This window comes from Pseudomonas hydrolytica (assembly GCF_021495345.1).
Lineage (GTDB): Bacteria > Pseudomonadota > Gammaproteobacteria > Pseudomonadales > Pseudomonadaceae > Aquipseudomonas > Aquipseudomonas hydrolytica.
In genome coordinates this window covers 4,084,473-4,103,536 of the sequence record NZ_CP099397.1, presented here as the reverse complement: position 1 = coordinate 4,103,536, position 19,064 = coordinate 4,084,473, and the positions used below count along the sequence as shown (strand labels likewise).

Below are 19,064 nucleotides of genomic sequence, written 5' to 3'. Positions count from 1 at the left end.
GTGCGATTCAGCTACGCAGTCGCTGGCTGACCAGGCATAGGTTGGCGTGTTGCCGCAGGAGAATGAGGGTTTGGCTGACGTTCATGGCGTCAACCCTACTCAGTGCGGTCAAAGCTGACAAGCATCGGCTGAAAATTGAAATTAATCGTCTTCAGGAAAAATTTCTTGCGATTTCTTGCTGTCAGGTTGGGGTGATGCGCTATTGCATTGCGCTGCTGTTTTTACGGCTTGAAGGCGCCGATAAAGATCGCCGGGTCGACCCGCGCGTCGTTGAGGCTGACGTTCCAGTGCAGGTGCGGGCCGGTGGCGCGGCCGGTGGCACCGACCTTGCCCACGTGCCCGCCGCGGGCGATCTCGTCGCCGAGCTTCACGTCGATCTCCGACAGGTGGCAGAACATGCTGATCAGGCCCTGGCCATGGTCGAGGAACACCGTCTTGCCGTTGAAGAAGTAGTCGCCGATCAGGATCACCTTGCCGGCCGCCGGTGCCTTGATCGGCGTGCCGCGGTTGGCGGCGAAATCCAGGCCCGAGTGCGGGTTGCGTTCCTCGCCATTGAAGAAGCGGCGCAGGCCGAAGGGGCTGGACAGCGGCCCGTTGACCGGCCTGTCGAATAGCAGGTTGCTCGGCTGGCGCGCGCTGAACTGCTGGTAGGCGCGGGTCTGCTCGGCCAGCTCGCGCTCGATGCGCTTGAGGTTCTCGGCGTTGGGCGTGACCTGCTGCTGGTTCTTGATGGTGATGCGCTGCTCGGCGTAGTGCTTGGCGCCGACCTGAAAGCTCAGCTTCTGGCCGCCCTCGACCTCCACCTGCTGGGTACCGGGCTTGACGCTCAGGGGGATGCCGACGATGGCGATCCAGCGCTGGCCGTCCTCGCGCACGGTCAGCACCGGCTTGCCCTGATAGCGCACCTTGGGTGCCTGCGCCGGGTTGCCCAGATCGACCACCGCCACGCCCCCCGGCACCGGCTTGTTCAGCAGGCGGGTGATAAAGCCTTCGGCATGGGCGGGCAGGGCGAGAACCAAGGCCAGCAGGCCCACGAACAGGTTAGTACGGCTAGGGGTGTGCATGGGGATTCAGTCCAGCAGCGACAGCGTCGCCGGTTGTATGTGGTTGTCCTCGACGCGCACGTCCAGCTCGCCCTCGCTCAGGCGCGCCTTGAGGCGCTGGCCCGGTTGGGTCTGGGCGGCGTTGCGCACGGCCTGGCCGCGCTCGTCGAGGAGGATGCTATAGCCGCGGCCGAGCGTGGCCAGGGGGCTGACGATCTGCAATTGCGCCGCCAGTGCGCCCAGTTGCTGGCGCTGGCTGCGCAGCTGTCCCTGCATGGCACGCGGCAGGCGCGCGGCCAGGCCATCGAGGCGCTGGCGCAGCAGGGCCAGGTTGCGCCCCGGATGCTGCGCGGCGAGGCGGGCGTCGAGGCGCGCCAGGCGTTCGTACTGGTTCGCCAGCCGCTGGGCGAAGGCGCGGCGCAGGCGCATGTCCAGATCGTCCAGGCGCTGGGCCTGCTGGCGCAGGCGTTCGCCGGGGTGGCGCAGGCGCCGGCTGACGCCTTCCAGACGCAGGCGCTCGCGGGCCAGGCGGCCCTGCATGTGCAACACCAGGCGGCGCTGCATGTTGTGCAGGCGCTGCACCAGCTCGCTGCTGTCCGGGGCCAGCAGTTCGGCGGCAGCCGACGGCGTCGGCGCGCGCACGTCGGCGACGAAGTCGGCGATGGACACGTCCGTCTCGTGGCCCACGGCGCTGACGATGGGCGTGACGCAGGCCGCCACGGCGCGCGCCACGCTTTCCTCGTTGAAGCACCAGAGGTCTTCCAGCGAACCGCCGCCGCGGGCCAGGATCAATGCATCGAAACCCAGCGCATCGGCCCGTTGCAGGGCGCGCACGATCTGCGCGGTGGCCTCGCGACCCTGCACGGCGGTGGGGATCAGATTCAGTTCCACCTGCGGCGCGCGGCGGCGGAACACGCTGATGATGTCGCGAATCACCGCGCCGGTGGGCGAGGTGACGATGCCGATGCGCCTGGGATGGGCGGGTAGGGCGATCTTGCGTTCGGTAGAGAACAATCCTTCGGCGCCGAGTTTTTCCTTCAGCGCCTCGAACGCCAGGCGCAAAGCGCCGTCACCGGCAGGTTCGACCGCATCTAGAATCAGCTGGTAGTCGCCGCGCCCTTCGAACAGCGAGACCTTGCCGCGTACTTTCACCGCCAGTCCATCGCGCAGCGCCTGGCGCACGCGGGCGGCGTTCTGCCGGAACAGCGCGCAGCGCACCTGAGCCTGGCTGTCTTTCAGGGTGAAGTAGACATGGCCGGACGCGGGACGGGCGAGGTTGGAGATTTCCCCCTCGACCCAGATGCCGGAGAACACGTCCTCCAGCAGCAGGCGGGCGCGGTTGTTGAGCTGGCTGACGCTGAGCACCTCGCGGTCGAGGTTCAGGCGAGCAAAGGGATCGTTGATCATGGGGGCGCATGATAAGTCGAGAGGGGCGTCGGCGCGACCATCATCAAGCCTGTAGCAGGCGTTCCAGCAGCCAGGCCGCCACCGGGCCGAGTTCCCGCTGGCGCGACCACACGGCGTCCACCGTTACCCGTCGCGGCCAGCCACTGCAGCGCAGCTCCTGCAGGCCATCGAAGCCGTAGGCGTCGACCAGTTGCCGCGGCAGCTCGGCCCAGCCGAAGCCCAGGCGCGCCATCTCCAGCAGCATCAGGTAGTCCGGCGCGGCCCAGCAGCGTCCACCGCTGCCAGGCAGAACATCGGCGCTGGCGTCGTCGTTGGCGACGCTGCTCAGGCGCAGCAGGCGCCAGTGCGACAAGTCTTCCGGGCGCACCTGGGCCAGTTCGCTCAGCGGATGACCCTTGGCCGCGAACAGGCCGAATTCACTGCTCATGTGCAGGCGGGCATGGGCGATATGCGGCGGGTAGGCCGGCTGTGCGGCGATCAGACCGAGTTGCGCGCGGCCCTGACTGACCAGGTCGAGCACGTCGGCCTGCTCCGCGATCAGGCTCTCGAACTGCAGATCGGGGAAGCGCTGATCCAGCTCCTGCAGGCGCGCCTCGTACTGCTTCGGCTGATAGGTATCGGACAGCGCCAGGGTCAGACGCGGCTCCTGCCCCCTGGCCAGAGCCGCGGCATGCCGCGCCAGGCGGTCGCTGGCGGTCAGCACTTCCTCGGCATGTGCCAGCAGGCTGGCGCCAGCCTCGGTCAGTTGCAGCTTGCGTGGGCCGCGTTCGAACAGCGCCACGCCCAGGTCAATCTCCAGGCGGGCGACCGCTTCGCTGACGGTCGACTGACTCTTGCCCAGACGCCTGGCGGCGGCGCTCAGTGAGCCGCAGTTGGCCGCGTGGGCGAACGCCTGGAGGGATTCCGGTGAAATATTCATATCGGTTTTGCCGATGGCAGCTGCCTTTGGGATGGCTGATATTCCGATGATCATAGCGCTCGTTGTCACTTATCACGAGGTTCGCTCCATGACTCAGCCCCTGCCGCGCTCGCTGCGTGAGCGCATCGGTCACGCCCTGGCCTTCGAGACCATCGCCGTGCTCATCTGCGCGCCGGCCATGGCCTGGTTCATGGGCAAGCCGCTGTTGCACCTCGGCGTATTGACGCTGATGTTCTCCACCGTGGCGATGCTGTGGAACATGCTGTTCAACTACCTGTTCGACCGTGCCCAGGGACGGCTGGGCTTCGAGCGCGGCCTGTGGGCGCGGGTCAGCCATGCGCTGCTGTTCGAGGCGGGCTTGATTCTGGTGCTGGTGCCGCTGGCCGCCTGGTGGCTGTCGATCGGCCTGCTCGAGGCACTGCTGCTGGATATCGTGCTGATCCTGTTCTTCCTGCCCTACACCCTGGCGTTCAACTGGATCTATGACGTGCTGCGCGCGCGTTGGCTGGCGCGGCGCGAAGCGCAGATGGACGATGCGGTGTGCCGAGGGGCTTGATTTGCGGGCGCTAGCACCTAAGCTGCCGCTCTTTCTTTGTCAGCCCTCCGAGCACCATGACCGCGCAATTGATCCTCGTCCCGCAGATTTCCACGCTTCCCGCTCATGAAGAGAAGGCGAGGGCCATGCTGCGCTGGCTGGTCAAGCGGGAGATCGTCGAGGCGCTGCCCACCACCTGCGGCCAGGGCGGCAACGGCATGGCCTACGCCATCGGCCCGGGCGCCCGACGTATCGCCCAGCACCCCGAGTTGCTGCCCTATGGTCAGCCGCTCAATGGCCTGGAGATCATCACCCATCGCTGCATCTATGTGCCGACGCGGAATTTTCTCGAGGAGGCGGGCTGCCCCGAATGCCGCCGGGAGGTGGGCGTGCCGCTGTTCGACAGCCTGGAAGTGTGGTGGCCCGGGGAAACCGACAACTTCACCTGCCCCGAATGCGGGCATGAGGACGACATCAACGGCTTCCTGTTCCTGCAGCCCTGCGGCTTTTCCAACCTGGGCTTCATCTTCAACGGCTGGATGGATGCCGGCCTGCGTCCGGCGTTCGTCGAGGAGTTCGGCGAACGTCTGGGCTTTGCGCTGAGGCAGGTGCGGGTGGACGATCCGGCCTGAAGCGTAACCCCATGGCGGGTCTAAGAGGCTGCCGCCGCTACCGCGAAGGCCGCCAAGTGACGCCCTGACCTGCTCCCGGCGTTCACGGCCCGACAAGCATTTCCGACGCTGCGTCAGCGATGACGGCACGGAGACACACTTTGCATTGAGGGAAATGAGGTCGCTGGGTATAATGCCGCGCTTCTTATTTTCCCGCTCGGGAGCCCGCCCATGCTGCGCATCAGCCAAGAAGCACTCACTTTCGACGACGTCCTGCTCATCCCCGGTTACTCCGAGGTACTGCCCAAGGACGTCAGCCTGAAGACCCGCCTGACCCGCGGCATCGAACTGAACATCCCGCTGCTGTCCGCTGCCATGGACACCGTCACCGAAGCGCGTCTGGCCATCGCCATGGCTCAGGAAGGCGGCATCGGCATCATCCACAAGAACATGACCATCGAGCAGCAGGCTGCCGAGGTGCGCAAGGTCAAGAAGTTCGAGGCCGGCGTGGTCAAGGACCCGATCACCATCGAGGCCGACGCCACCGTGCGCGATCTGTTCGAGCTGACCCGGCAGAACAACATCTCCGGCGTACCGGTGCTCTCCAACGGAGATCTGGTGGGCATCGTCACTTCCCGCGACGTGCGTTTCGAGAACCGTCTGGACGCCTTGGTGCGTGACGTGATGACGCCGAAAGAGCGCCTGGTCACCGTCAAGGAAGGCGCCGACAAGGAAACCGTGCGCGCGCTGCTGCACAAGCACCGCATCGAGAAGGTGCTGATCGTCGATGACGCCTTCAACCTCAAGGGCATGATGACCGTCAAGGACATCGAGAAGGCCAAGGCCTACCCGCTGGCCAGCAAGGACGATCAGGGTCGCCTGCGCGTCGGTGCTGCCGTGGGTACCGGTGCCGATACCGGTGACCGCGTCGCCGCGCTGGTCAATGCCGGCGTCGACGTGATCATCGTGGACACCGCCCACGGCCACTCCAAGGGCGTGATCGACCGCGTGCGCTGGGTCAAGCAGAACTTCCCCGAGGTGCAGGTGATCGGCGGCAATATCGCCACGGGCGACGCGGCCAAGGCACTGGTCGAAGCCGGCGCCGATGGCGTCAAGGTCGGTATCGGCCCGGGCTCGATCTGCACCACCCGTATCGTTGCCGGCGTCGGCGTACCGCAGATCAGCGCCGTGGCCAATGTTGCCGCTGCTCTGGCGGGTACCGGTGTACCGCTGATCGCCGACGGTGGCATCCGCTTCTCCGGCGACCTGTCCAAGGCCATCGTCGCTGGCGCTTCCGCCGTGATGATCGGCTCCATGCTGGCCGGTACCGAAGAGGCGCCGGGCGAGGTCGAGCTGTTCCAGGGCCGTTCCTACAAGGCTTACCGCGGCATGGGCTCGCTGGGCGCCATGGCGCAGGCGCAGGGTTCCTCTGACCGTTACTTCCAGGACTCCTCGGCCGGCGCCGAGAAGCTGGTGCCGGAAGGCATCGAAGGTCGTGTGCCGTACAAGGGCGCGATGAGTGCCATCGTTCACCAGCTGATGGGCGGCCTGCGTGCCTCCATGGGCTACACCGGCTGCGCCACCATCGAAGAGATGCGCACCAAGCCGGAGTTCGTGCGCATCACCGGCGCCGGCATGGCTGAGTCGCACGTCCACGACGTGCAGATCACCAAGGAAGCCCCGAACTATCGCGTGGGCTAAGGTCCATTGCATTGAATCAACACGGGGCTGGTTTAACAGCCCCGTGTCATTTGTGAATACCTACGAGAGACGGCCATGGCCCACGACATTCACGCCCACCGCATCCTCATTCTGGACTTCGGTTCCCAGTACACCCAGCTGATCGCCCGCCGTGTGCGCGAGATCGGCGTCTATTGCGAACTGCACCCCTGGGACATGAGCGACGAGGACATCCGCGCCTTCGCTCCGCGCGGCATCATCCTCGCCGGCGGCCCGGAGTCGGTGCATGAAGCCAATAGCCCGCGCGCGCCGCAAGCGGTGTTCGACCTGAACGTGCCGGTGCTGGGCATCTGCTACGGCATGCAGACCATGGCCGAGCAGCTCGGTGGCAAGGTGGAAGGCTCCGACCTGCGCGAGTTCGGCTACGCCCGTGTCGACGTGGTCGGCAAGAGCCAGCTGCTGGCCGGTATCGAAGACCATGTCGACGCCGATGGCGTATTCGGCCTCGACGTGTGGATGAGCCACGGCGACAAGGTCACCCGCCTGCCGGAAGGCTTCCACATCCTCGCCAGCACCCCGAGCTGCCCGATCGCCGCCATGAGCGACGACACCCGCCACTACTACGGCGTGCAGTTCCACCCGGAAGTGACCCACACCAAGCAGGGCGGCCGCATTCTGTCCCGCTTCGTGCTGGAGATCAGCGGCTGCGAGGCCCTGTGGACCCCGGCCAACATCGTCGAAGACGCCGTGGCCGCCGTGCGTGCCCAGGTCGGCGACGCCAACGTGCTGCTCGGCCTGTCCGGCGGTGTCGACTCTTCCGTGGTCGCGGCGCTGCTGCACAAGGCCATCGGCGATCAGCTCACCTGCGTGTTCGTCGACAACGGCCTGCTGCGCCTGCACGAGGGCGACCAGGTGATGGCCATGTTCGCCGAGAACATGGGCGTGAAGGTGATCCGTGCCAATGCCGAGGAGCAGTTCCTCTCCAACCTGGCCGGTGAGTCCGACCCGGAGAAGAAGCGCAAGATCATCGGCCGTACCTTCATCGACGTGTTCGATGCCGAGGCCAGCAAGCTGGACAACATCCAGTTCCTCGCCCAGGGCACCATCTACCCGGACGTGATCGAGTCGGCCGGCGCCAAGAGCGGCAAGGCCCACGTGATCAAGAGCCACCACAACGTCGGTGGCCTGCCCGAGGAGATGAACCTCAAGCTGGTCGAGCCGCTGCGTGAACTGTTCAAGGACGAAGTGCGCAAGATCGGCCTGGAGCTGGGCCTGCCCTACGACATGGTCTACCGCCACCCGTTCCCGGGCCCGGGCCTGGGCGTGCGTATCCTCGGCGAAGTGAAGAAGGAATACGCCGACCTGCTGCGCCGTGCCGACCATATCTTCATCGAAGAGCTGCGCAAGGCCGACTGGTACCACAAGACCAGCCAGGCGTTCGTGGTGTTCCAGCCGGTGAAATCGGTCGGCGTGGTCGGTGATGGCCGCCGCTACGCCTGGGTCGTCGCCCTGCGCGCCGTGGAAACCGTGGACTTCATGACCGCACGCTGGGCGCACCTGCCCTACGAGCTGCTGGAAACCGTCAGCGGCCGCATCATCAACGAGATCGAAGGCATCTCCCGCGTCACCTACGACGTGTCGAGCAAGCCGCCCGCGACCATCGAGTGGGAGTGAAGTCGGGTCCTTCTGGGCTCATTGAGATGTATCGATAGCAAATTGCAACGTGTTGATTTAAAAGAAAATTCGTTGCAATGGTTATCGAGGCCTATCGCCCATTGGCAGAACGAATTGGCGGTAGCGGTGACGGTAGTAAACAGCGGTCGGATTGAGACCGTTCTATTTACTATCCGGTCAAAACCGGTCTTTGACGGTAAATCGCTCCTTGGGAAAGCTTGCCCCGTGCGGCTTTCCCGGCATCAACAGGTCTCCTGACCCTTGACGGTAAAAGCCGTCATGAACAGGAGTAAAAACCTCGATGCTTACTGATACCAAACTGCGCAATCTTAAGCCCAAGTCCAAGCTGTACAAGGCTTCCGACCGCGATGGTATGTACGTGACGGTATCGCCTACCGGTACCGTCACCTTTCGCTACGACTACCGTCTCAATGGGCGCCGAGAAACGCTGACCATAGGGCGCTATGGGCCAACTGGCATCTCCTTGGCCATGGCTCGCGAGAAACTGCTCGATGCCAAGCGCATGGTCGCCCTGGGCAAGTCCCCCTCCTTGGAGAAGCAGCGCGCTAAGCGGCGCCTCAATGCTGCCAAGAATTTCGGTGAAACGCTGACGAAGTGGTTGGCCGGCGCGCGTATGGCCGACAGCACGCGCGCGATGCGCAAAAGCATCATCGACCGCGACATCCTGCCGCTCTTCGAGAATCGGCTTCTTACCGAAATCACCCCTGACGATCTGCGAGCACTGTGTGCCAAGGTAAAGGCTCGTGGGGCGCCGGCAACCGCGGTCCATATTCGCGACATCGTGAAACAGGTATATGCGTTCGCGATCCTGCATGGCGAGAGAGTCGAGAATCCGGCTGACGACGTTAAGGCGTCTTCCATCGCTATTTTCGCGCCGAAGGACCGGGCGCTGAGCCCGACCGAAATTCGACTGGCCTTCCATCAACTGGAGACAATCGCCGCGTATCCCACGATCAAGCTGGCCTTGCGGCTGGTGCTGCTCACCTTGGTTCGCAAGAGCGAGCTGATCGAGGCGACCTGGGACGAGGTGGACTTCGAGAACGCCACCTGGACGATCTCCAAGGAGCGGATGAAGGGGCGTAACCCGCACGTTGTCTACCTGTCGCGCCAGGCCTTGGACATCTTCGTGGCCCTGCACACCTGTGCGGCTGGTTCCCGCTATGTGTTGCCCTCGCGCTATGACATCTACCGCTGCATGTCGCACGCCACCCTGAACCGCATCACCCAGCTCATCGCCTCCCGTGCGAAGGAAGCAGGCCTGCCCTTGGAGCCGTTCACCGTCCACGACCTGCGCAGGACTGGTTCCACGCTGCTCAACGAGGTGGGCTTCAACGGCGACTGGATCGAGAAATGCCTGGCTCACGAAGATGGTCGCTCCTCGCGCTCGGTCTACAACAAGGCCGAGTACGCGGAGCAGCGCCGGCACATGCTGCAGGAGTGGGCGGACATGATCGACGCTTGGATCGATGGCCGCACTCATATTCCCCGACTTCTGCCGGACAGCGTCGTGGTGCCGGTGTTGAGTGCCACGGTTTAAGGAAAGTGCAAGGTTGTCAGTTGACAACCTTGCCGGTCATGCGAATACTGGAGATCACAGATGACCCGTCCTTCTCACTCGAAGAAAGAGGTCGAAGAAGCACTCAGGCATGCCGAAGAGCAGGGCTGGCGCATAGAGCTGGGTGGTAGCCACGCTTGGGGACGAATCTTCTGTCCCTACAACGATGAAGAGTGTCGCTGCGGCGAGTTCTGCATCACCAGCGTGTGGAGCACACCGAAGAACCCAGGCAACCATGCGCGTGCCCTTCGGCGCGTCGTCGACAACTGCACCACGCACCGTAAGCAGCGGCAGACCGCTGGGGGCGCAGAGGAGTAGCGCTATGGAATACACCTTCACACTGAAATACCAACTGGCCGACGATGACCGTGATCCGGAGGCGTTGGTCGAGCGCCTTGGCGAGGCCGGCTGCGACGATGCGTTGATCGGCATTGGTCAGCCCGGTCGTCTGGCGCTGGAGTTCACCCGTGAAGCGGAGAACGCTGAAGCGGCTGTGCGCAGCGCACTGGCCGACGTGCGCAGTGCCATACCGTCGGCCAGGCTGATCGAGGTGGCACCGGATCTGGTCGGCCTCACCGATGTGGCGGAGATCGTCGGCGTGTCGCGCCAGAACATGCGCAAGCTCATGTTGGCTTATCCGAGCAGTTTCCCGGCGCCGGTGCATGAGGGCAGTGCTTCGATCTGGCACCTGGCGGATGTGCTGACTTGGCTGCAAGCCAAAGGCAGCTATTTGCTGCCTGGCGGTGTCTTGGACGTGGCTCAGGTGGCCCTGCAGGTCAATCTAGCCAAGGAAGAACGGCGGCTAACGCGCCCCGCCTCCAAGGAACTGCAAGCCCTTGTCGGATGAGGGCGGCAGACTTCATGCTTGGCTGGAGCCCGCCCGGACAGGGCGGGTTTTCCTTAGATAAACATCCGGCTTGCTGATATTGAGCCGAGGTGCTCGCTTGCGCTCCTCAATCCAGGCTTCCACCTCGGCCAGATCCCAGACCACGCAACGTGGTGTCAGGTTGAAGCGCCGGGGGAACTCGCCACGACGTTCCATTTCGTAGATCGTTGATTCAGCCAGAGGGACTATCTGTCTCAGCTCATGCTTGCGAATTGTGCGCCGGAAGGGCAGGGGGCTGCCCTTGGGGAACTGCGGAAGCGACTCGTAGGCTTCCGTGCCCGGCAGCGGTAGGGATTGATCAGAGGCGGTATCGAGGACCTCGGTTGTACGCGAAGAAGTATCCATCTCTATCTCCATGATTACGCTCCATGGGGAGATGGTGGGTTTCAATACCAGGTGAGCCAACTTGCTGTGGCGTAGTCTGGTGTAGGAACTGTTTCCGGCCCAGGCTGTGTTGAAGCTCCTGCACAGCTCTGCGTGTAATATGTAAAATCTAGGCACTGTATCGTCAGCGTACAATTTTGGTCGATGTAACACCGCCAGGATCGACAGATGTTGATTCGAGCGGTGGAGATGGCGATCTGGCAACGCCAGGGTGACTGGTGAGTGAGCATTTGGATCGCGGTAGCCAATTCACCAGTGCTGACTACCAGCGCTTTCTAAATCGCAACACGCTAGTCTGCAGCATGAGTGCCGTCGGGCATTGCGCCGACAACGCTGCCTGTGAAGGCTTCTTCGGTCAGCTCAAACGGGAGCGCGTTGCCCATCAGTCGTATCGAACTCGTGATGAAGCACGCGCGAATATCTTCGACTACATCGAGCGGTTTCATAACCCACGAATGCGTCGTAGAGTCGACCGGCAAGATTTGAAGTTTTCAGCCCTTTTCAAACTGTCCGTGGGAATGGGGTAGAACCCCAATGACGTCTGTATTTGGATCATCCCGACTCAATCTCTCCCTATGCTTTGAGCATAGGGAGAGGTCTATGAGTTGTTAGCTGCTCGTACTCATGGGAGCGCAGATTATAGCTCGGGCGTCATATTTCCCGGGTGACCGGCATCTTCGGAGGTCCAGGACGGGACAGTCACATTGGCCAACTCACCGCCTACCGTTAAATCTGTGATTAGGTAATCAAGCCATGCAGGCTCTAGACCCAAAGGGTATGACAATGGAGCTGGTTGTTGGTGACGGTCATTTTGCCATGCAATCAGACGCTCGCGTACGGCGTAATCATCAGAGAAAAGTCTTGAGAAATTCTCAAGATCCTCTACGTCTAGGAGCGGACTATTTCTTCGGGCGAACAATTTTCTGAGAGCAGCGAAGAATTGATCCGGATTGTTCTTGGTTCGCTGGCTGGCATAGCGCATGAGTTCATCAAGCCGGTCGCGAAAGTTGCTATCCACTGTCTCGCTCAATAATTGTGCTAGTCCATGGCTGTTTTTGTCTCGATCCAGCACTTCTACCACAGGTAGGTAAGCCACCATCGACATTGGTTCGGCTAGTAACTGTGGACGTGGTTTTCCGCTGACGACGTGAATAGGGTCTAGATCCACCACAACTAATGCTTGGTCTGCTGTCGAAAGCGCGTCGGACGCACGCCCCAAATAGATACCTTTATGCCAGCCATGGTAGGGGGTTAAAGCACCTACTTGTCCCACGTGTCTCGTCGCTTGCGAAACTGCATCAATACCAATGAAGCAACTCCCGCCTACAAATGCTTTATCCAAAACCGCATTGCAGAATACTGTTGCTGTGCCAGACGCTAGTACGCTTGCTTGACCAGCATGCCAGTAGTCATTAGTCCGAGACGTAGCAGCTGGAACCAGGAGCACGGAGCGTCTGGGGCGATCAAGCTGGGCAACGTCGAGTAATTCGCCTAAAGCCTTGAAGTCCTCCCAAACTATTTCGCTTGCTTTGTCGGGGCGCGTATTGGGGAAACGCTCCATTAGAGCCAAAACTTCGTTTTGGAGTGGTCGAATATTGGCGGGGCTGGTCATTAAAAACAGCTCCGAGCAAATTAGCTCCATGCAGTACTGCATTGCAGGAGATTTTTCATCAAGTGCGGTCAAGAGTGCCTTTAGGTCCACTGGTGTTTTTTTATCTAGGTTGGCCCATCCTTGATCCTTGAGGACTTCTTCAAGCATCCGCTCTTTGGAGTAGAGCGGTTTTAGTGGGTCCCACTGTGGTTGGAAGAATTCCTTTGCCGCGACTGCGCGATACTTTTTTCCTCTGGAAAATTCGAAAGTTTTTACTTCGTCCAGTCCAAGTTTTTGTGCCATGGCCTCTGATGGGTGCCACAGCAGAGTGAGTGGTTCCATTAGGTGTTTATCTGAGTTGTTTGGCTCGAATCTTCTATAAGTGCCAGCCAAGACCCAGAGATTCTTATGGTTGGCTAATGCCTTGTCCCTTAACCACTCCACCGTATCGGCTCGAACTGATACTTCTGGGAGAACGAGGAGCTCAACGCCTAGATCGGTACAAGCTTCCAGAGCTTTCTTTAGCAGGGCCCTTCGTCGATGCTCTGGCCAACTTTCAACAAGCCGCTGTTCCTTCCACTTGGACTCCTGGCCTTGTTTGGACGCCTCACTCAACTCTTTGAAATCACCGACACATTTCTCTTCGATTTCATCGTTTACCCAACGGGGCAGATCGAGCCCAGATAAGCCCGCCTCTGCAAGAGGGTGGGAGTAAGTATCAACTATCTTCCATTGAAAAAGCGCTACTCGCATTTGCGCGCATGACTTGGCCTTGCCACGCCTTTTCCAAGAGGCTCTCTGTGATTCCCGGAACTCGCGATCGAAATAGTTTGAGTCAGAATCGCTGGTCTCACTATCCCTAGAAATATTTTCGGCAGAATTGTTTTGAGCTGAGTCGAGTTTTCTATTTGGCTCCGGGTGGCCCACAATAGGATCTATCTGCGCTTCAGGAGCAGGTCGGGGGAAAGTTGTGTTCTCAGCCGTAGCTGTAGTAGCAGATGGTACATCAAGCTTTTCATCGACTTCGCCAGCAGGGGTAGCCATTCCGTACCAATCGCCCAGCTTTCGATCCAGGGTATGAACGGATAGAAGCTCATTATCTCCTTTCCTTCGCACTTCGCTCCATGCGCTCAGGTTGCGAGCACCGCTACGGACCCGTGCCACCCGGTCTGCAGCACCTATACCGGTATATTGCGGTTTGCTGAGCGACCACTCCTCACTGAGGGCATCTGTGAAATCATCAGTGTGAGGGTTGCGACGATATTGAGGCGCTGTGGCACCCACAACTTGGACGCCCAACAGATCGTCCAACTTGTTCACCGCAACAGGTAAGGCCTCGAGCAGCTCGGTCCAGCTCTCTGTCGATAGTGCAGGCAGGCCGTCATATGGCCATATGGCCTGCTCTCCTACAGTTGCAGGGTCGCTCTGCCAGGCCAAGAGCACCGAATAGACTTTTTGCAAAGGCACTAAGTCAAAAGCCTGCGGGCAGGTACCTTCTAGTACGCCTAATAGCGCCAACATCCAATGCCACGGGCTGGCGATTGTTAGGGCTGCCCAATCGCCGTCATTTAACCATTTGCGTATCGCGGTGTAGTCGGGTTGAGGATCATGGTGAACCGCATCAGGAGGATTCCAGCCCGCGGGAATTGGTAGCCTATCCGGCATGCGTCGCGCGCCTTTCTCTCGTGATAATCCCCACAACGAGGCGACGCATCCCCTCAATCCTACGGCTGAAGCGGACAGAGCTAGCGACGCTCTCAAAGCGTGCGCCGCTCCCTGGGCCTGCTCGGTGGGCGATGCGTTTTTGCAATCGATGGCAGAGGCTAGAGCTAGCATCAGAGCCAGGTCTGGACGCAAATCTGGCTCCTGTTTGCATAGGCGGAGGTCTTGCAAGGCCCATAAGGGCAGGCGATTTAGTACGCGTAATGGTATTTCGTGCAGCTGGCGGCGGATCCCCACTCCGAACTGCTGGAGCCTCAGTGCCATGGCACGAGTTTCGGCTTCCATTTCGAATAATTGTTTAGTCTGTTGGGCTGGTGACGCCTTCGAGTCAAATGAGAGAAGTAAGTCCAGAGCGCGCTTTATCGTGTTTGGTATGCCGTCTTGATCTTTGGACCATATCTGGGACTCTGAGAGATAGACGCCCTGTAGCTTCCTCAGTTGCTGTCGCAAAACGTAGTGCTCAACAGAGGTCCTAGTATCGCCGAGGGTCTCATCCCGCACACCAGTTTCGCCTGCCATATCTTCGGCTAACCCAAGTGCGTCTGCTACCGCCCAGCCAACGCGCCAGAAGTCTGCGCCGGTATGAGGCACATTGACCACACGCAGGCGTCCGTCTGAATCACCATGCCAAGCGCTAACACCAAGCTCATCGTGTGGCACAAGGTCCGCTAGCAAGTGCAGTTTCTTCCGTTCGTTTTGCTCAGTGCTTACAAATAGATGCTGCACTACCGGTACAGCAACATTCCCATCTGGACTCTCGCTTTGTCGTTGCAGTGCTAGGAGAGATATAAATAGATTCGCGGCGAGATGCGTTCTACGGGTACGGTTCATTTGACCGGCGTCGAATGTTCTCCACGGAACGGTTTCGCTAGTAGTGCTGCGAGTGAGCAGTTCATTTAGTTTTTTGTGTTCTAGCTCCTGAGTTTGCTGCATCGAAGCAGGTTTCCCTTCCTCAGCAAGCTCCACGCAAAAAAAACTCGCTTGGTTCTTTGGGGTACCTCTTGAGAATCGATATAACCAGTATTTTTCGGGATGCCCCGAGTAGCCCCAAAATGCGTCCTGAGCGCTGAGCGGCAGGCTGGGCAAAATAGTGATGGGGTCTGTTTCGCCGTTAATTGTCAGTAGGTGTCCAAAATGCCTGATAACTTCGTTTAGCCTAATGCTCTGTACGTTGCGAATAACCATGTCCAAGGCAAGATCTCGGGCCTTGTCTAAATCTCCTGACGTGTCTTGGCCTTGATCCGGCAGCAGTAGATTGCAAATTTGCTGGGCAACTGAACTCCCGCGTCCTACAGGTTGTCTCTTTGCCAAGGGGTTAATCGGATGGCTATTTGCGTGGGGTTCGCGAAGCTGCTCCGCAGCAAAACAAAGCCATTCGATTTGAGTCAGCTGGCGAGACTCTTGAGGGGGGGACGCAGGCGGCATTTCTTGCGGTCGTGCCAGCCTTCGAGCCTTCATCGTTACCAGTCGCGAGCGATGGCGCACGTGAATATGATTTACCACGTGCAATGGCAACTTATCGAAGAAGTTCGTAGTACCCACGACATTTGCCAGTACCACTAGAGTTGCGCGATTTTTTGGAACCTGACTCTGGGATTGATCGTTCTCCATCCATGGGTTCGGGGCAAGGAGTTTGTCCAGCCCTTCAACTGCATACAGCCAGTCATAGCCTCTGGCTTCAAATTCGGACGTCCAATCATGTTCTCCACAAACATAACGCCATAGATGCCAATATCGCTCCCATATTTTCGTTGGGGTGGCATCTCGATCGGTTAGTTCAGTTGCTACCTCCCACCAGATCCATCGCGCACAAAGCCCAAGATCAGTCGGCCTCAGATCAGGGGCCAATATTGCCTCCTTGATCTTTTCGTGAATTTTTGAGGGGTTATCCATCAAGCCCGGATGGCGAAGTAGGCGTAGAGCGCATTGGCGATCTGTTTGCGGAAAGTCGCCACCAAGGCCCCATCCATATTCGCCGTCCCCAACCAATGGGGGCTCCCAGGCGGGCAAAGATGCAGCGAACCCACGCCCCTCGTTCAGTTGCTGCATAACTTCTTCGGGTGTGCCGGATTCAATTGAGTCACCCTTCAGCAACAAGGTGATGTCGAGTTTGGACGCTGCTACCTGTAGTGTATGGCGCAGTTCGCTCAACAGTTCCTCGCTATCGGAGAGCAAGACAATGTCGTCGACGTAGCGGGCATAACCTAGGCGAGGCTGGACGCTCTGATTTGACTCTTGGCGAACATGTTTGCGCATGAGTCGGCGTGCTGCCAAGTCCACTGGAAACAGCGCGATCGTGCCGATGTATGCCGATATAACTGGCCCCTGGGGTATGCCAATCGATTCTTGGCTAAACTTGGTTTCGCCAGAGTCTGGATCTGGGTAGCTGTAGGTAAACAAGCTGTCGCACAGCCTATCTACCAAGTGTTCGGCAACTAACTCGGGGCTTTCCGTCTGCGGCCTAGCCAGCAGCGTATGAAAGAAATCTGTACCGTTTCCAATCAGGGCCTGTTTGACAGGGTTTAGTAGTGCATCTCGCACGACATAGCGTTGGATTGAGTCGTAATACCGCTTCGCATCTAAGCGTAAGACATGTACGCGATTGCCAATGGCGTTGCTCTGTTTGTGCAGCGACTCCATAAACGCACGCCAGCACTGTCCATAAGGCCTGAACATGCCTTGATCGGAAGGAGGGCGCCGACCTTCTAAGACATCCATGTCTACTTGGTAACCGAAGCTGAGAGCAGGCACCTCCCCCTCCAGAGCTACGAGTTCGTCTTCGTGTCCAGTGACCTCAACTTTTTGCTGGGAAGAGTACCAGCGTACCGCCGGGACGTACTCCGAAAACATCTTGCCTGCAGCGGTCAATTGATCGTGCCGCTGGGTTAATAGCTCGTTTAGCAGAACCTGTTGCAAATGCAGGTCGGCTGGATGAGGCATGACCTTTAGGCGTGGGTCATCCAGCATTTTGGTATCCGCGCTTAGCTTGCGCGGTAAATGCACTGCATCATAGAGACCTGCTGATTCCCAACGTTGCTGCCACAAGCGTTCGGTTACTAATTGGTCAAATAGCCTCGCGCTGACGTCTAGCGTAAGCCAGGCTTCTTCGTCGCAAGGCAACTCTCCGCGTCGTGCACCGTGATACGCGAGCACTCGTGCTTGGCGCAGGCGTTCTGCCTGACCGTTCAGGAATACTTCGGATGCCTTAAATCTCTCTCTCGCATTCCCTTGATCTAGCAAAAGGTCATGGAGATCTTGCCACCATGTTCCTGCATGTCCTTTTAAATGGGCATCAAGCCATGCTTCCAGCTGATGTAAGGACTGACGTCCGGCCAGTTGACGAATACTTCGCGCAACCCGGAACAAGGCACGTTCTTTCCGGGAAAAGGTCATCGCTGTCCAGCTTTCGCCTTGTAGCTCGGTCGCATCGGTGCATTCGAGTTCCGCCACCAGCAGCACTGCAACCGCAGGCAAGGTGTATTTATCCAATAGCTCTTTGGCAGATGCTCCTGATGTTTGCTTCTGGAGGCAGGTGTCTGGATCCTTACCCAAACTATTTACTGCATTTTGATCGAATCCCACCCAGCGTAATCTCGCTCCACGCCAGCCCAATAGGCGGCGCACCAACCGATCTGCCCCAGTAAGACCAGCTCGGTCATTGTCCATCATGATGACAACGTCGAATTCAGCTTGCGCCTGCCCTGTGGGAAGGTTCTCCGCTAGCTGTTTAAGCTGTTCAAACTGAGGGTCGCTGAGGGAGGTTCCCATGAGTGCAACCGCATGCAGTCCCAAAGACTGAAAGCGCAATGCGTCAAGGAACCCCTCAACTATGTAGAGAGTGGTGGCTTGACCAGCTTTGAGCTCCTTAGTTGTCGCTGGGAGTGCTTGATGTGCATTAAACAATTGGTCTGCCTTGCGCAAACCTGGACTAAGGAGGTATTTGGCGACACCTTCGGCTGGCACTGCTTCAAGGCTTCGACCTGCATACCCTTCAATTTTTGATGTGACTCCTTGACCGCTTCGAATGGGGATGAGGACTCTTCCATCGTGGAAGTAATCCCGAAACTGATCTGGGAGAGTCAACTTTAGTTGGCTTGAATTGGTGGGCTTACGCAGTCGTACCAGAAGGCCAAGTGACAGCAACCCATCCACTATTTCTAGACGGGGACCATGCGACATCGTGTCCAGCTCTGAAACCAATACCGATTGGGTGATGCATCGCAGGCCCTCTCGATAAAGGAACTCAGGATCAAAGGAGCGCTCAATACACCATGCTTTGAATCGCACCGAATCGTGATGCTTATTGAAGGCTTTCTGAGCAAATGCAAGCGCGTGCTCTGTCAAACTCTTCTCAGTGGCACGGCCAGTCACGTTCTGCCGCTTGCTCTGGATTCCGAACGTTTTCGCCAGCCATTGAACAGCCGGGAGGAATTCAGTGCCTTGTACTTGTTTTACAAGATCAATTGCAAAGCCATGCGCTCCACATGCAAAGCAGTGGAAGTGGGCTGGTCCTTGAGCATCCGCTGGGAATAGATTGAGCGAGGGCTTACTGTCTTGATGAAATGGACAAACAGTCTTTAAGGTCGCTCCCCGCTGCTCCAACACCATGCCGAGAGACCGGGCCACATCGTGTAATGGGGCCTTGTCTAAGACTTCGTTGATGTCATATACGTCCACGCAACCTCCGAGCTGTCGCAAGCATTTTCGCTAATTGTTCATAATCGCAGAGGATGGCAGTCCTCCTAGATGAAGAGTTTTTGCCCGCAGGCGGCCTAGCAAGATCTAGTTCCAACAACGCATTCAGAAGCATGAGGAGTGTAATGTGGATAGATTTTTTTCCTCCTTGCTCATTCCTCATCAAAGTAGTCGCTTTGCAGCTTAAGTAGGCGTGAAATCACACCTACCTCGTAATCCACCATCAGGTTGACCAGCCGACTGCCATCAACAGTTCAGCATCCTGATCCCCAGGCGACTTTCGCAGTCCGATCAGTAGCACTGCGGGGATGAACCCCTCAGACTTGGGCGACTAACGGGGT

Annotated in this window: 12 protein-coding genes and 1 pseudogene; 8 read left to right on the top strand and 5 right to left on the bottom strand. The window is 59.1% G+C overall.

Features of this window, described 5'->3' with window-relative positions; translation table 11 throughout:
- Positions 1 to 221 precede the first annotated feature (221 nt).
- Genes L1F06_RS19200 through L1F06_RS19190 form a run of 3 tightly spaced genes read right to left on the bottom strand, consistent with a single transcriptional unit; the run spans position 222 to position 3,369 of the window.
- Positions 222 to 1,064 carry a peptidoglycan DD-metalloendopeptidase family protein gene (locus L1F06_RS19200; protein ID WP_129481737.1) on the bottom strand — a complete coding sequence of 281 codons (843 nt, stop codon included), beginning with the start codon at positions 1,062 to 1,064 and terminating at the stop codon, positions 222 to 224.
- A 6-nt stretch (positions 1,065 to 1,070) separates the two neighbouring features.
- Positions 1,071 to 2,450, bottom strand: coding sequence for an exodeoxyribonuclease VII large subunit (gene xseA, locus L1F06_RS19195; RefSeq protein ID WP_129481736.1), 1,380 nt, complete (start codon positions 2,448 to 2,450; stop codon positions 1,071 to 1,073).
- A 43-nt stretch (positions 2,451 to 2,493) separates the two neighbouring features.
- Positions 2,494 to 3,369, bottom strand: coding sequence for a LysR family transcriptional regulator (locus L1F06_RS19190; protein ID WP_435301307.1), 876 nt, complete (start codon positions 3,367 to 3,369; stop codon positions 2,494 to 2,496).
- Between the two features lie 88 nt (positions 3,370 to 3,457).
- Between L1F06_RS19190 and L1F06_RS19185 the strand changes: the two genes are divergently transcribed.
- From L1F06_RS19185 to L1F06_RS19155, 7 genes are all read left to right on the top strand, one after another.
- Positions 3,458 to 3,925, top strand: coding sequence for a multidrug/biocide efflux PACE transporter (locus L1F06_RS19185; protein ID WP_129481734.1), 468 nt, complete (start codon positions 3,458 to 3,460; stop codon positions 3,923 to 3,925).
- Positions 3,926 to 3,981: 56 nt separating this feature from the next.
- On the top strand, positions 3,982 to 4,536 hold the full coding sequence (locus tag L1F06_RS19180) for a sugar ABC transporter ATPase (RefSeq protein ID WP_129481733.1): 555 nt from the start codon (positions 3,982 to 3,984) through the stop codon (positions 4,534 to 4,536).
- 210 nt (positions 4,537 to 4,746) lie between these two features.
- Positions 4,747 to 6,216, top strand: a complete 1,470-nt coding sequence (guaB, locus tag L1F06_RS19175) for an IMP dehydrogenase (RefSeq protein ID WP_003246196.1) — start codon at positions 4,747 to 4,749, stop codon at positions 6,214 to 6,216.
- 75 nt (positions 6,217 to 6,291) lie between these two features.
- A complete protein-coding gene (guaA, locus tag L1F06_RS19170; RefSeq protein WP_003246195.1) occupies positions 6,292 to 7,869 on the top strand; it encodes a glutamine-hydrolyzing GMP synthase in 1,578 nt (525 codons plus the stop codon).
- A 301-nt stretch (positions 7,870 to 8,170) separates the two neighbouring features.
- Positions 8,171 to 9,427, top strand: coding sequence for a tyrosine-type recombinase/integrase (locus L1F06_RS19165; protein WP_129481732.1), 1,257 nt, complete (start codon positions 8,171 to 8,173; stop codon positions 9,425 to 9,427).
- Positions 9,428 to 9,487: 60 nt separating this feature from the next.
- Entirely contained in the window at positions 9,488 to 9,763 is a 276-nt protein-coding gene (locus tag L1F06_RS19160) for a hypothetical protein (RefSeq protein ID WP_129481731.1), read from the top strand.
- 4 nt (positions 9,764 to 9,767) lie between these two features.
- On the top strand, positions 9,768 to 10,292 hold the full coding sequence (locus tag L1F06_RS19155) for a helix-turn-helix transcriptional regulator (RefSeq protein WP_129481730.1): 525 nt from the start codon (positions 9,768 to 9,770) through the stop codon (positions 10,290 to 10,292).
- Between the two features lie 12 nt (positions 10,293 to 10,304).
- On the opposite strand, the gene L1F06_RS19150 is transcribed toward L1F06_RS19155, so the two are convergent.
- Positions 10,305 to 10,688: a helix-turn-helix transcriptional regulator gene (locus tag L1F06_RS19150; RefSeq protein ID WP_129481729.1), complete on the bottom strand. Its 384-nt coding sequence runs from the start codon at positions 10,686 to 10,688 to the stop codon at positions 10,305 to 10,307.
- Between the two features lie 177 nt (positions 10,689 to 10,865).
- On the opposite strand from L1F06_RS19150, the pseudogene L1F06_RS19145 reads away from it, so the two are divergent.
- Positions 10,866 to 11,242 (top strand): annotated as a pseudogene (locus L1F06_RS19145) (IS3 family transposase); the annotation flags it as partial.
- A gap of 110 nt (positions 11,243 to 11,352) precedes the next feature.
- Here L1F06_RS19145 and L1F06_RS19140 read toward each other — a convergent pair.
- The gene (locus tag L1F06_RS19140) at positions 11,353 to 18,705 is read right to left on the bottom strand and encodes a CHC2 zinc finger domain-containing protein (RefSeq protein WP_177491008.1); all 7,353 of its coding nucleotides are present in this window, start codon (positions 18,703 to 18,705) and stop codon (positions 11,353 to 11,355) included.
- Positions 18,706 to 19,064 lie beyond the last annotated feature (359 nt).

Bases quoted from the DNA above. Each gene is read 5' to 3' on its own strand.
- L1F06_RS19200 (WP_129481737.1), bottom strand. From the start codon at position 1,064: ATGCACACCCCTAGCCGTACTAACCTGTTCGTGGGCCTGCTGGCCTTG.
- xseA (WP_129481736.1), bottom strand. From the start codon at position 2,450: ATGATCAACGATCCCTTTGCTCGCCTGAACCTCGACCGCGAGGTGCTC.
- L1F06_RS19190 (WP_435301307.1), bottom strand. From the start codon at position 3,369: ATGAATATTTCACCGGAATCCCTCCAGGCGTTCGCCCACGCGGCCAAC.
- L1F06_RS19185 (WP_129481734.1), top strand. From the start codon at position 3,458: ATGACTCAGCCCCTGCCGCGCTCGCTGCGTGAGCGCATCGGTCACGCC.
- L1F06_RS19180 (WP_129481733.1), top strand. From the start codon at position 3,982: ATGACCGCGCAATTGATCCTCGTCCCGCAGATTTCCACGCTTCCCGCT.
- guaB (WP_003246196.1), top strand. From the start codon at position 4,747: ATGCTGCGCATCAGCCAAGAAGCACTCACTTTCGACGACGTCCTGCTC.
- guaA (WP_003246195.1), top strand. From the start codon at position 6,292: ATGGCCCACGACATTCACGCCCACCGCATCCTCATTCTGGACTTCGGT.
- L1F06_RS19165 (WP_129481732.1), top strand. From the start codon at position 8,171: ATGCTTACTGATACCAAACTGCGCAATCTTAAGCCCAAGTCCAAGCTG.
- L1F06_RS19160 (WP_129481731.1), top strand. From the start codon at position 9,488: ATGACCCGTCCTTCTCACTCGAAGAAAGAGGTCGAAGAAGCACTCAGG.
- L1F06_RS19155 (WP_129481730.1), top strand. From the start codon at position 9,768: ATGGAATACACCTTCACACTGAAATACCAACTGGCCGACGATGACCGT.
- L1F06_RS19150 (WP_129481729.1), bottom strand. From the start codon at position 10,688: ATGGAGATAGAGATGGATACTTCTTCGCGTACAACCGAGGTCCTCGAT.